We start from the raw sequence: 13615 nt of genomic DNA on the forward strand, positions 1-13615 counted from the left end.
GTGACACGCTTTTATTTTGCTAATTTTAGTCCATATTTTATTTATATCAAATTAATGCTTGATGAGTGATTCGCCAGTCATGTCTTCAGGTTGTTTTACTTGTAACAAATCTAACAATGTAGGTGCTAAATCACCTAGTCGACCTGTTTCACGTAAAGTTGCACCCTCTTTAGTAACAATCACTGGTACAGGATTAGTCGTATGTGTTGTCATCGGTTGCTCATCATCAGTCAATACCATATCTGAGTTACCATGGTCAGCTGTAATAATGGCATGACCACCCATATCAACAATTTTATCTACGACTTCACCTAAGCATTCATCAACCGCTTCAATTGCTTTAATCGTAGGTTCAAGCATACCACTGTGACCTACCATATCAGGGTTGGCAAAGTTTAATAAGATTAAGTCTAAATCACCTTTATTTAACTCTTCAATGAGTGCGTCTTTAACCTCATAAGCGCTCATTTCTGGTTTAAGATCATAAGTTGCAACTTTAGGTGAGTCAATCAATCTACGACGTTCGCCTTCAAATTCATCATTGCGGCCACCACTCATAAAATAAGTGACGTGTGGGAATTTTTCAGTTTCCGCTATACGTAACTGTTTCAAGCCATTATCTTGTGCAACTTCACCAATTGTATTAGTTAAGTCAACTTTTTCAAAAACAATTTTTGCATCAACATTATCATTATATTTTGTAAATGTAGCGTAGAATAAGTCATTTACTTGATCCACTTTAAAGCCTTCAAATGCTTTATCTGTAAAGATTTCAGACAGTTGACCAGCTCTATCAGGACGGAAGTTATAGAAAATGACTGCATCTCCATCATTTACACCATTATTTTGATCTTTGATGATAAATGGTTCAACAAATTCATCAGTTAAGTCTTTAGCATAGTTTGCTTCAACACCAGCTTTAGCTGATTCAAATGTTTCTCCACCAAAGTTACGAATTGCGTTATAAGCTTTTTCTTCTCTATCCCAGCGTTTATCACGATCCATTGCGTAATAACGACCTGAAACAGATGCGAATTGGCCAATGCCTAATTCTTTAAACTTAGCTTCTGTATCTTCGATATATTTAAGTGCAGATTTTTGATCTACATCACGTCCATCTAAAAACGCATGTACATAAACTTTGTCAACGCCTTGCTTTTTGGCTAATTCTAATAAAGCAAATAGATGTTTATAATGACTGTGCACACCACCATCTGACAATAAACCAAAAATATGAAGTGCTGAGTCATTACCTTTTACGTGTTGAATGGCGTGATTCAATACATCATTTTCAAAGAAATCGCCATCTTCAATAGATTTATTGATACGCGTTAAACTTTGATAAACAATACGTCCAGCACCGATATTCATATGTCCAACTTCTGAATTACCCATTTGACCTTCAGGAAGTCCAACATCCAAGCCACTTGCTTCGATTTGGGTTGTTGGATACTGATTATAATAACGATCAAAATTAGGTTTATTAGCTAGTTTTACAGCATTACCATGCTCACTTTCTCTATTTGCAAAACCATCTAAAATAATTAATGCAGTTGGTTGTTTAGCCATATTATTTTGCACCTTCTAACAATTGTACAAAATCATCCACTTTAAGTGATGCGCCACCTACTAATGCGCCATCAATGTCTGATTCTGCCATGTATTCTTTTATGTTGTTAGGTTTAACACTACCGCCATATTGAATACGTGTTGCATCAGCAACTGCTTGTCCAGATAAATCTGCGATTGTTTCTCTTACAAATGCACACATTTCATTGGCATCTTTTGCAGTTGATGATTTACCAGTACCGATTGCCCAAATTGGTTCATATGCGATAACAACTTGTTTCAATTGTGCTTCTGACAAGCCTTCTACAGCTTTTTTAACTTGGTTGCCAACAACTTCATTAGCTTTGCCACTTTCACGTTCTTCGTCTGTTTCACCAACACAAATAATTGGTGTCATACCGTGATTGAATACAGCATGTGCTTTTTTGTTGATATCTTCATCCGTTTCATGGAAGATTTCACGACGTTCTGAGTGTCCAATAACAACATATTTCACACCTAAATCAGCTAATGCCACTGGTGATGTTTCACCTGTAAATGCACCGTTATCTTCATAAAAGGCATTTTGTGCACCAATTTGTAAGCCTTGTGCTTTACCTTCATTAACTGATGTTACTAAAGCATCTAATTGAATTGTTGGAGCACAAATTACTGATTCTACCTCTTTAGTATCTGGTAATGCTGGTAATTCATTAATAAAATCTTTAGCCTCTTGAACCGTTTTGTTCATTTTCCAGTTACCCGCAATAATTGGTTTTCTCATTATATACACTCCTATTAGTAAATTATGATTATTGTTTAATCAAGTTTTGCTCGTAAATTAGCGATTATTTATTAGCAATCGCAACTACACCTGGCAGTTCTTTACCTTCAAGATATTCTAATGATGCACCGCCACCAGTTGAAATGTGACTAAAGTCATCTGCATATCCTAATGAAATCGCAGCTGCAGCTGAGTCGCCTCCACCGATGATTGTGTTTGCATCTTTCATCTCAGCAATTGCTTCACAAACACCAATTGTACCTTTTGCAAAATTACTGAATTCAAATACGCCCATAGGTCCATTCCATACTACCGTATGTGCACCTTGTAATTTTTCTTTGAATAATTCCACAGTTTTTGGACCAACATCCATCGCTTCTTGATCTGCAGGTATATCATCTACAGAAACTTCTGTAATCTTCGCGTCATTAGAAAACTCTTTTGCAACTTTACAATCTACAGGTAATACGATTTGATCTCCTGCTTTTTCTAACAATTCTTTTGCAAAGTCTACTTTATCTTCTTCTAATAAAGATAGGCCAATCTCTTTACCTTGAGCTTTGAAGAATGTGTATGACATACCGCCACCAATAAGCACTTTATCTGCAATTTTCAATAAGTTAGTGATTACACCAATTTTATCTGAAACTTTAGCACCACCAAGAATTGCAACAACAGGTTTATCTGGGTTTTCTACAACGCCACCGATATATCTAATTTCTTTTTCCATTAGATAACCTGCTACAGTTTCTAGGTGTGCTGCAATACCTACGTTTGACGCATGTTTACGGTGTGCCGTTCCAAATGCATCATTTACGAAGACATCACCTAATGATGCCCAGTATTCACCTAATTCAGGATCATTTTTAGACTCTTTTTTACCTTCTAAATCTTCAAAACGTGTATTTTCAACTAATAGCACATCACCTTCATTTAACGCTTTGATAGATTGCTCTAATTGTGTTCCACGTGTTTCAGGAACAAATGTCACGTCTTTATTTAATTTTTCAGCTAATGCATTAGCTACAGGTTTTAAAGTTAATTCTGCTTTATCACTTTCTTCTTTAACTTTTCCTAAGTGAGAGAATAAAACGACTTTACCACCTTGCTCTATAATATACTCTATAGTTGGTAAAGCTTGAACGATACGGTTGTCATCCGTAATTTCCCCGTCTTTCATAGGTACGTTAAAATCCGCACGTACAAGTACAGTTTTACCTTTTAACTCTATATCAGATACAATTTTTTTTGCCATGTAATCTTCCTCCTTTAGATGGATGAATAAAGTAAAATAAGCGGAGAAGCGTTGAGCTCCCCGCTTACTCCTAAGCTTATTGATTCAATTTCACAACGCTATACTTGTTAAACTAAAGTGAACATCAAATTATTTAGCATGACTTGCTAAATATTCTAATGTACGTACTAATTGTGAAGTGTATGACATTTCGTTATCATACCAAGCTGCTACTTTAACTAATTGACGATCTCCAACAGTCATAACACGTGTTTGAGTTGCATCAAATAATGAACCGTAAGTCATTCCGATTACGTCAGAAGAAACGATTTCATCTTCAGTATAACCGAATGATTCGTTAGATGCATTTTTCATTGCGTTATTTACGTCTTCGATACTTACATTTTTATCTAATACTACTGTTAATTCAGTTAATGAACCAGTTGCAACTGGTACACGTTGTGCTCCACCGTCTAATTTACCATCAATTTCAGGAATTACTAGGCCGATAGCTTTAGCAGCACCTGTTGAGTTAGGGATAATGTTTTCAGCAGCTGCACGAGCACGACGTTTGTCACCTTTTCTGTGAGGCGCATCTTGTGTGCTTTGGTCACCAGTGTATGCATGGATTGTAGTCATGAAACCTTCGATTAAACCGAATTCATCATTTAAAACTTTAGCAACTGGTGCTAATGAGTTAGTAGTACATGAAGCACCTGAAACAACATCTTCTGAACCATCTAAAGTATCGTGGTTAGTGTTGTATACGATTGTTTTCAAATCACCTTTAGCTGGTGCTGAAATTAATACTTTTTTAGCGCCTGCATTGATGTGTGCTTCTGCTTTTTCTTTATCTGTGAATAAACCAGTACATTCTAATACTACATCGATATCTAAGTCTCCCCAAGGTAATTTACTTGGATCTGGCTCAGAAAATGATTTAACTTCTAGTCCGTTAACGCGGAAACCATTCTCTTCAACTTCAACTTCTCCTGTGAAGCGACCTTGTGTAGTGTCATATTTTAATAAATGAGCTAACATTTCGTCATCTGTTAAGTCGTTTACTGCTACTACATCGATTCCTTCTACATCTTGAATTCTTCTAAATGCTAAACGACCAATTCTACCAAAACCATTAATTGCTACTTTAACTGCCATTATAATGGCCTCCTTTAAAATGATATTTAAAAAGTGGAATCACTTTTTATTACTATTATTTGCGATAATACTTGCCGCGCCTTCATCTGTGATTAACACAGTGTTTTTAGGTGCTATCGAAAGATAGGCTTTAATTGCCTCTCCTTTTGATTTACCCCCAGCAACGGCAAAGATAAACTTTTTCGATACAAGATCTTCTAATTGAAGTCCAATCGTTTTTACTTTGTGAACGATTTGTCCTTGTTCATCGAAATAATATCCAAATGCTTCTCCCGAGGCATTGTGATGTTGAAGTTTTTCAATAACTTCACTAGGTGATTGACGTCTTCGCGCCATCTTCAGCGCATCACCAATGCCGTGGATTGTAATATTCGCTTCTCTAATTTTCTCTAAGGTGTGTATCACTGACGGTTCTAACATAAGTGTGTTATAGGTTGTTTCACTGACATTATCTGGCACATAAAGCGTTGTATAATCTCCATCTGTTTGCTGTGCCATACTGGCAGCAATCGTATTGGCTTGATATACAACATTTTCACCAAGTCCACCTCGAGCGGGTACAAAAAATACATCGTAAGGTTGGCGATGCATAGATTCGCTTACGTATGCCATCGTTGAGCCACCTGTAACTGCTACAGTTGCGTGATCATATAAAACATCTTCAACTAGCTGTCCCGCTTGTTTAGATAACTCAATTTTAACCGTTTTATCAGTGTCTGAATCACCAGGAATGACATAAACATCTTTAATGCCATATTTTTCTTTGATAATTTGAGCAAGGTGATGATCATCCGAGTAAACGTTAAAATAACTGTTTAATTGGCGTACTGTCGTTTCACCAGCTTCAGTGATTTCCATGCCTGTAGGTTTAACTTTGATAAGCGCTTGTTTCTTTAAAACATCTGTTTCAGAACGCAATACTCTTTCAGTTAAATCCATATATTCACTTAAACTACGTCTACCGACGGGTTGATACTGAGCGATAGTAGTGAGTATTGAAAAACGACGATACATCTTTTCAACAATTTCTGGAACTAACTTTTGTTGAATTTTTATCAAGTCTTTCACTACTATCCTCCTCCGTTTCTATATACAAGGGTCAAGTTCTAACCATAGATTGACTTTTTTCGTCCCTGCTGGGACAAAAAAATATAACCTCTTATATTTGCAATAATACTACTATACATTTAAAAAAGCAAGAGAAATACTTTTATCTTAAATAAAGTAAATTCTAAACTTCTATAAATCTTTTGTCTATAGAATAACTATACCCGATTCCATATTTCACTAATCATTTACCATTAATTTTTTTGATGATATGTTTTAAAATCATTTCATCAACATGCGTTTCATTGAATCAATCACTATTTATGCTTAAAATAAATATAAATTTAAATAGTATTTATCAGGAGGAATATACATGTCTAACAATAAACACCCAGAAGTGATAGACCCAGAAGATAAGAGATATAAAGATGACGATTACTTTAAAGAAACAAAAGAAAGTTCTCAAAAAAACCCATATCAACCCTTTAATTACAACAAACACATTGGCTGTCATTTAGGACCTTTTGGTTGTTTAGGTGGTTGCTTTTCCATCATACTGCTATTGTCATTCATTTCATATTTAGTAAGCCTGCTATTTTAAGCTTTCTTTTTCTTTGTCTTATATGATTCGTATTATAAATAATATACGATATTTCATTTCAGTGCTTAAGTTACATTAATTATTACAAAAAACACGCACTGTCATATGACAGCACGTGTTCTAAGAATGTATTTTTCTAATTCCATTTAATCTTCATCAGAGGATTGCGAACTTCCTTCTGAATTTGAATTATTGTTTTGTGTTGAACGTTGTTGGGTATTTTGTTGCGTACTTCGTTGTTGGGTAGAAGGTTCATCGGTCTTCTCTTCTGTGGAAGGCTCAGATGTGCGCTCTTCAGTTGATGGTTCGCTCGTATTTTCTTCAGTTGTTTCTTCCTCTGTGGATGGTTCATCGGTCTTCTCTTCTGTCGAGCGTTCTTCAGTAGTACGTTCTTCTTTTGTTTTTTCAGGTGAATCTTTTTCTTCCGTAGTTCTTCGTTCTTGTGTTCTAGGCTGCTGTGTTTGTTGCGTTTGTTGCGTTTGTTGGGTCTGTTGTGTTTGTTGTGTTTGAGGAACTTGTTGAGTTTGCTGTGTCTGTTGTGTTTGTTGGGTTTCTTCAGTTGACTTTTCTTTTTTCTTGTCTTTTTGTTCCTTTGTTTTTTCTTTCTTTTTGTCTTTTTCTTCTTGTTTTTGGTCTGCCAAACGTTCATTGGCCTTATTTGAATGATCTACGAATGCAAAAATTGCAAAAACTAATCCACCTATAAGTAGTAGGACAATCAATCCACTGATAAGTTTTGCGAAACCACTCATTTTTTTATTATCTTTATCATCAAAATTATTATTTTGATTATGCTTAGGCATATGCTCCCCTCACTTCAATTTATATCAAATCATCATTTTCAAATGGCATTTAACTTCATGTTAGAACTATATTTTACACTATTTCATTGATTAAACAACCATATTAACCACATTTTAATGTAGTTGTTACTTTGTGGTCCAAACTATAGTAAAATAATCATATACAACACTTTTATTTTTAACTTCAACTTAAATAGTAATCTAATTTCAAATGTTGTTTCAACACTTTCACTTAAATTATTCTACTATTGTCAGTAATATCATAACAGGATGTGACTAGATTTTGAAAAACTACGACTTATTTAACGAAACAGATCAATCACAACAAAAACCTAAAGGTTTACGACATATGATGACCGAAAATGACAATGATGAATTAAAAGTTCCAATCAAAACACGCTATAAACTTTTTATACTCGTTCTTTTTTTACTTTTACTCGCTTTTGGCATTATTGCCTTATTTATTTTATAATATGTAGTACTTCAAATTCCCTTTTTAAAACGACATCAAAATTATTTCTTATTATTCAATAATATATATTATAAGGTATAAAAATTAGACCTACACGAAAATCGTATAGGCCTCTACTAAAGGGAGTCAAAATTTTACCTTCGCTAGTATATTATGGGGTATACTCGAAATAATTAAGAGATGATTAATTAATATCGAAGGTACCTTTATTATAACGACATATGATTTTATTTTAAATACATCTTAGATGTAGTAAATGACATATTTTTGAACAAAATTCGAATAAATTTTGTCATACTAAATCATGAGATTTTTTACTTTAAAAGCCTGCACGCTTCAATACTACAATTCTATGAGGTGATACTATGAAACACTATCTAATTACGGGCGGTACTGGTCTAGTAGGTACTCAGCTAATCGAGGCAATTCAACAAAGTGATTCGAAAATCACGATATTAACAAGACAAAGACACGCTACATCACATCCTAAAATCACATATGTTAATTGGACAGAACCAAATTGGGAAAGCCAAATTCCAGATATTGATATCGTCATCAATTTGGCCGGTGCTAGCTTAAATAACCGCTGGACTTCCACACACAAACAAAATATAATGCTAAGTCGATTACAATCTACACAGGCATTATACGACCTTTTCAAAAACAGAAAGCAAAAACCTTCTGTATTCTTTAACGCCAGCGCAGTCGGTTATTATAAACCCGATTTAACACGTACATATACTGAGTTGTATCAAACATTACCATTTGATTTTTTATCTGAAGTAGTTTATCAGTGGGAACGTCTAGCACGTCAATTTGAATCCTTTGGAACACGTGTAATTATAGGTAGATTTGGAATGGTATTATCAAATAAAGGCGGTGCATTACCATTAATGAAATTACCTTATGAGTTAAATGTCGGCGGTAAAATTGGTAGTGGTAGACAATGGTATTCTTGGATTCATATTGAAGATCTAACAAGAGCGATACTCTATACCATCAATAATGATAAAGCGCGAGGTGTATTTAATTTCACATCACCTATCGCAGAACATCAAAATATGTTTGGTTATACCATTGCAAGAGAAGTACATCGTCCACATTATACGTGGGTGCCATCATTTGCGCTCAGACTTATCTTAGGAGAAATGTCTACAGTTGTACTTGATACTCAAAAAGTTTTACCTAATAAATTGCAAGCACTAGATTTCAAATTTAAATATCCTAACCTAAAACTTGCATTAGAAAATTTAGTTCAATAAGAAAGGTACCATTAAAAATGAAACAAGATAGTTTTAGCCATATCTTATTATTCATTGCAGGCTTGCTCCTCATTACCAATGGTATTTTAGCATTTGAAAAACCTGCAATAATGATCTTTATTTCTATAACTTTGTTAATCATTGGTTTGTTAACTTTAATCGTTTCCATCTTATTATTTTATAAAAAAACAAAATCTATTAAATAAACACAACTCATAATTTCAATATATTCAAAAAAACAAGTCACGCATGCCAACCATTTCCTTATGCATCATACATTTGGAAATAGTCATACATTGTCGTGACTTGTTTTATAATCTGTTTATCATAATTTACTTATGCGAAATATTATGATTCTGGCACCATAACTTCGTCGATTAATCCGTATTCTTTAGCTTCTTCTGCTGATAAGAAGTTATCACGGTCAGTATCTTTTTCAATTTGTTCAATTGATTGACCAGTACGTTCAGCTAAAATTTTGTTTAATTTAGCACGTGTTTTTAGAATATGGTTAGCGGCAATTTCAATTTCAGTTGCTTGACCTTGTGCACCGCCTAATGGTTGGTGAATCATTACTTCAGCATTAGGTAATGCAAAACGTTTACCTTTTGCACCTGCTGAAAGTAAGAATGACCCCATTGATGCTGCCATACCGATACAAATTGTTTGTACATCTGGTTTAATGTGTTGGATTGTATCATAAATAGCAAATCCAGCAGTTACACTACCACCTGGTGAGTTAATGTAAAGATAGATATCTTTTTCAGCATCTTGTGCTTGTAAGAATAATAATTGTGATACGATAGAGTTTGCTACGTTATCATCAATTTGTGAACCTAACATAATAATACGGTCTTTTAATAAACGTGAGTAAATATCATAAGCACGTTCCCCACGGTTTGTAGTTTCAATTACTGTAGGTATTAAATTCATTAATATTGCCTCCTTATTTCTAACTGATAAATTTATTTTAACCTAAAAGTCAAATATGGTCAAAAAATAACGCTTAGAATTTCCTTAAACTGTATAAATTATTGTTGACCAACACTTATAAGATTTGTACACTAATATTATTGTTATTTACCCCTCGTAGTGTAATGGATAACACATAAGATTCCGGTTCTTAGGATAGGGGTTCGATTCCCTTCGAGGGGATTAGTAAGTCATTTTCTCATTTTCACCCGATATCACTAGTTGTCAAAACACTTGTGGTGTCGGTATTTTTATATTTTATAGTGTCATTCGTTTTGATACGTTTTGAATTTCGCGTCCCCATTTAGTCCCCATTTTCATTTTAAGTCTAATATCTATTTCCAAAACTAGTAGCTTCTCCGACTATATCTCTAGTCTTTCCTTTTTTTACCTGTGGACCGAGGTCCACACCTTGTTTTTTTACCGCCATTCTATCTTTAGATTTTTTGGCTTCTATTCTTTCTAACTGTTGTGCATAATCCATTCGTTCAGAATACGTAAATTCTTTGCGCTCTTCGTTTTCACTTATATACAATCAGACTTTTTTGTCCGTTTGCTGTCGTCTTTTTTTTGGATAACAGTACGTGGTCATTTTTGACCGTGTACATTGCTTGCTCTTTTTTTTTGAGAAACCAAACCTCATACTCATTTTTGAGTAATAGCACATAAACTTTTTTGTGTGTGTACTTTTTACACACTCATTTTTGAGTACATACTTTTGGTTAAACATTTTTGTACGACCAATGTTACTGATTTTTTTACTTTCTTAGCTCTTTTTAATGTTGTTTCAGAAACGCCTGCTAATTTAGCCAATTCAGCGTTTTCTTTTACTGGTGTTTTGACTTTTTTACCGATAGGTTCAACTGGGCTTTTCGGTTTGTTTTGTTTCAAATTTGCTAATCTATTTTCTTTTGATTTCTCTTGCAATTCTTCTATTAAATCTTTGGTATTAAGAACAACATTTAACTTTTGATTTTTATTTAAAGTTCTTCTTTTAACAGCAGTGTCTCTTACGAATTTAAGTGCTTCGCTCTTTGTCATATCTTCCTTTATAGCTGATATTTCGTTTTGATTTAATTCCTGTAACGCCCTAACTCTGTAACGCTTTTTTATTACTTTTATCAAACCGTTTTAAAGCTAAACTTTCATCAATTTTCCAAACGTTTTCTACATACTCACGAAAAATGTACCGTCATTTAATTCTATTATAAAAAACAAATCTCATTCATTTACAATTCATCCTATATAAGTATTGTATATATAATTATCCATCTTATAACTTCTTAATACAACACAAATCTTCTCTCAGAACGCAAAATACATCCCTACCTTTTATAAGATAGAGAAGTATGGGATTTACAAACTTATTATTACATTTATTACCATTTTTATATTGCTAAACATATATTCATATATATAGAAACATAAACAATATTAAAACTAGAGTTTTCATTAGTACATGCACTTTTTTGAGCTGTTACTCAATTTTAAGTAATAGTGTAATAAAGAACAGGTAAAAAAATCACCGAGTCTACAAATCTGGGGGGGGGCAAATTGGATTTTGGCCTGCCCTAATGATTCATTCACTCCTTATGGGTTAGCATTTTACGTCCTCTCTATTTTACAAGTATTGCTATAGTTATTACCAGTTGGATAATCTAAATCACTCAGATATGAGTAAATTTTTTACAGACTCTTCAATTTAGAGTTCTCTAATATATTCAAATCCAAATGTATAACATCACACTTAAAATTTGCTCAAAGTTATCAAATAACCTTAATGTATAGTTTTAACATTTGGTCTGCGTTGCATCAACTAATTAAAATACATATATTAGGGGATATTTAATGCGTCAATTTTGTCTAACTCGAAAATTATTTTTGTTAATAGAATCCCTAAGTAAAATGACAATCAACGAACATGTAATGATAAATTTAGTTACTAACGCTCACCAACAGGTGAATGTTTTTATTTTGCTTGACCAAACTATGAGGAAATGATAATTTTTAAATAGACATACAATTCACATTCCTTTATTATTATTATTAAAACACACAAGTAAGAAAAGACAGGCTTTGTGCTTGTCTTTTCTTATTAAATTGCATAATTTAAAATAATGTGTCAAATTGTAAAAATGGCCATTAAACATATAATTATAATTAACATACTATAGATTATAAGGTCTTTCTGGTCTGGATTTTTTCTTGTAATAATATAATCAAATCAGTCAACACACTTAACAAATTTATATGAAATAAGCCTATAGGTTTTTTATTTATTTAAAAATTCATTTAGTGTAGAGTTATCACTTTCTTTTTCAATAAGATTCTCTATATTTTCATTGTCATTTTCTTTTGAACTTATAAATCCATCATCTATTAAACTTTCAATTCTATTTTCTACTTCTTTCTACTTCTTTTGAGTTCCAACCTATTTTGTTGATTTCTTTTTTGTAATCCATATATAATCTCCTTGGTTATTTATTTGTAATATAATCAAATGTATAACATAAATAGCAATAAAGATATTAAATTAATTTAAATATTAAAAAGTAGATCAAAGTTATAATAACTACCTATAAATTATACTCACCTATTTAGATTTGGATCACTTATAATAGAGGACTGTTTTAAATAAGAAACTTCATATAAATCTGCTAACCTCTTAATAAAATCAATTAAATTTCTTTCATTTATTAATTGATTTTCAAAATCTGTTTTTAATTGTATAAATTTCTGTTTTTCTTGTTCGGTGCTTATCTTTTTGAAATACCCCCACATATGACAAAAGGCATTAATTATTGAACCTTTAGATGGTTTCTTACTTAATGCGTATTGAATTTTTTGCTGAACTAATTCGATTTCAGCATCGTTATTCATCAAATATCTAATGTCATTATAAGTATTGTGATCATGCCACAAAACTTCATATTTATATCTACTCCATAGTTTTTCTTTTTGAAGTCGTTTATTGATTTTAAATACCTACTTTCAATATTTAATTTAATAAAAAGGAATTCTTTTACTGGCTTCAATAATATCTTTAGTAAAGAAAAATTGTTTCCCTTGTCCAGTATATGCTGGATTAAGTATCAAATTTGCTTTAGCATTATATAACCATTCGGGATTTATTCCTGAATTCAAAATATCTTGAAACTCTTGAAACTCTTTATTCCAGTCTAAATTGGGTTTCATTTATAATCACCTCGTAAATATAATAGAACTCTAGTTCGTATATGTAAATAAAAAAAGACAGACTAGACCGTCTGCCTTATAAATTAAGAGTTATAATGCTAAAAACTGATAAATACATTTTAACATGACATTGAACTATCAAGCAAATAACCATCCCATAACATACTTGGGAAATTGTTATATGTAAAAATTAATAATTATAAAATAATATATATAGCTGTATGTAAGTTTACTATAGCATTAAATATCAGAATAAGCCTATTTTATACTCACTCTAATGTGATTAAAAGAAAAAATTTAGTTGTATAATAACCAAATAAAAAAGACGACTTTAAAAGTCGTCTAGTGTGTATTCGTTAGAAAGTGATAAGTGAGTCCGTTACCTATTATATACAATTTTAGTTATATTGCAAATATTTAATCATTTTAACTATTAACTTGTCTAACATCTGCTTAACTCTCTGCACGCCTACTTCGAATATACGAGCCATATCTTTGTAAGTTTTCCCCTCTACCAACAGTAAAAACAAATTAAACTC

Annotated in this window: 14 protein-coding genes and 1 tRNA gene; 5 read left to right on the forward strand and 10 right to left on the reverse strand. The window is 32.5% G+C overall.

Annotated features, from left to right (window positions below):
* Positions 1 to 51 precede the first annotated feature (51 nt).
* The 5 genes from gpmI to KA856_RS10250 all read right to left on the reverse strand — a co-directional run bounded on the left by gpmI (position 52) and on the right by KA856_RS10250 (position 5792).
* Complete coding sequence (gpmI, locus tag KA856_RS10230) at positions 52 to 1569, reverse strand: 2,3-bisphosphoglycerate-independent phosphoglycerate mutase (protein ID WP_107383693.1); 1518 nt, start codon at positions 1567 to 1569, stop codon at positions 52 to 54.
* A gap of 1 nt (position 1570) precedes the next feature.
* On the reverse strand, positions 1571 to 2332 hold the full coding sequence (gene tpiA / locus KA856_RS10235; RefSeq protein WP_107383692.1) for a triose-phosphate isomerase: 762 nt from the start codon (positions 2330 to 2332) through the stop codon (positions 1571 to 1573).
* Positions 2333 to 2396: 64 nt separating this feature from the next.
* Positions 2397 to 3587, reverse strand: coding sequence for a phosphoglycerate kinase (locus KA856_RS10240; protein ID WP_107383691.1), 1191 nt, complete (start codon positions 3585 to 3587; stop codon positions 2397 to 2399).
* Positions 3588 to 3716: 129 nt separating this feature from the next.
* Positions 3717 to 4724 (reverse strand): type I glyceraldehyde-3-phosphate dehydrogenase, encoded by a 1008-nt coding sequence (gene gap / locus KA856_RS10245; protein WP_019469448.1) that lies wholly within the window; start codon positions 4722 to 4724, stop codon positions 3717 to 3719.
* 39 nt (positions 4725 to 4763) lie between these two features.
* Positions 4764 to 5792: a sugar-binding transcriptional regulator gene (locus KA856_RS10250; protein WP_107383690.1), complete on the reverse strand. Its 1029-nt coding sequence runs from the start codon at positions 5790 to 5792 to the stop codon at positions 4764 to 4766.
* Between the two features lie 352 nt (positions 5793 to 6144).
* Between KA856_RS10250 and KA856_RS10255 the strand changes: the two genes are divergently transcribed.
* Positions 6145 to 6372 carry a hypothetical protein gene (locus KA856_RS10255; RefSeq protein WP_107383689.1) on the forward strand — a complete coding sequence of 76 codons (228 nt, stop codon included), beginning with the start codon at positions 6145 to 6147 and terminating at the stop codon, positions 6370 to 6372.
* Between the two features lie 146 nt (positions 6373 to 6518).
* On the opposite strand, the gene KA856_RS10260 is transcribed toward KA856_RS10255, so the two are convergent.
* Entirely contained in the window at positions 6519 to 7175 is a 657-nt protein-coding gene (locus KA856_RS10260) for a DUF4887 domain-containing protein (protein ID WP_107517858.1), read from the reverse strand.
* Positions 7176 to 7458: 283 nt separating this feature from the next.
* On the opposite strand from KA856_RS10260, the gene KA856_RS10265 reads away from it, so the two are divergent.
* The 3 genes from KA856_RS10265 to KA856_RS10275 all read left to right on the forward strand — a co-directional run bounded on the left by KA856_RS10265 (position 7459) and on the right by KA856_RS10275 (position 9115).
* The gene (locus KA856_RS10265; RefSeq protein ID WP_107386154.1) at positions 7459 to 7647 is read left to right on the forward strand and encodes a hypothetical protein; all 189 of its coding nucleotides are present in this window, start codon (positions 7459 to 7461) and stop codon (positions 7645 to 7647) included.
* A 365-nt stretch (positions 7648 to 8012) separates the two neighbouring features.
* Positions 8013 to 8909, forward strand: a complete 897-nt coding sequence (locus KA856_RS10270) for a TIGR01777 family oxidoreductase (RefSeq protein ID WP_107386155.1) — start codon at positions 8013 to 8015, stop codon at positions 8907 to 8909.
* Positions 8910 to 8926: 17 nt separating this feature from the next.
* Complete coding sequence (locus KA856_RS10275) at positions 8927 to 9115, forward strand: hypothetical protein (protein ID WP_107386156.1); 189 nt, start codon at positions 8927 to 8929, stop codon at positions 9113 to 9115.
* Between the two features lie 142 nt (positions 9116 to 9257).
* Here KA856_RS10275 and clpP read toward each other — a convergent pair whose 3' ends face one another.
* Positions 9258 to 9842: an ATP-dependent Clp endopeptidase proteolytic subunit ClpP gene (clpP, locus tag KA856_RS10280; RefSeq protein ID WP_107383684.1), complete on the reverse strand. Its 585-nt coding sequence runs from the start codon at positions 9840 to 9842 to the stop codon at positions 9258 to 9260.
* Positions 9843 to 9992: 150 nt separating this feature from the next.
* Here clpP and KA856_RS10285 point away from each other — a divergent pair.
* Positions 9993 to 10064: transfer RNA gene (locus KA856_RS10285), tRNA-Arg, on the forward strand.
* 507 nt (positions 10065 to 10571) lie between these two features.
* Here the strand turns inward: KA856_RS10285 and KA856_RS10290 are convergent.
* The 3 genes from KA856_RS10290 to KA856_RS10300 all read right to left on the reverse strand — a co-directional run bounded on the left by KA856_RS10290 (position 10572) and on the right by KA856_RS10300 (position 13076).
* Positions 10572 to 10922: a hypothetical protein gene (locus tag KA856_RS10290; RefSeq protein WP_107523574.1), complete on the reverse strand. Its 351-nt coding sequence runs from the start codon at positions 10920 to 10922 to the stop codon at positions 10572 to 10574.
* Between the two features lie 1548 nt (positions 10923 to 12470).
* Entirely contained in the window at positions 12471 to 12803 is a 333-nt protein-coding gene (locus KA856_RS10295; protein ID WP_107523576.1) for a DUF1722 domain-containing protein, read from the reverse strand.
* A gap of 81 nt (positions 12804 to 12884) precedes the next feature.
* Positions 12885 to 13076 (reverse strand): hypothetical protein, encoded by a 192-nt coding sequence (locus KA856_RS10300; RefSeq protein WP_107523577.1) that lies wholly within the window; start codon positions 13074 to 13076, stop codon positions 12885 to 12887.
* Positions 13077 to 13615 lie beyond the last annotated feature (539 nt).

The organism is Staphylococcus sp. GDB9P120P, from assembly GCF_017893435.1.
Lineage (GTDB): Bacteria > Bacillota > Bacilli > Staphylococcales > Staphylococcaceae > Staphylococcus > Staphylococcus cohnii.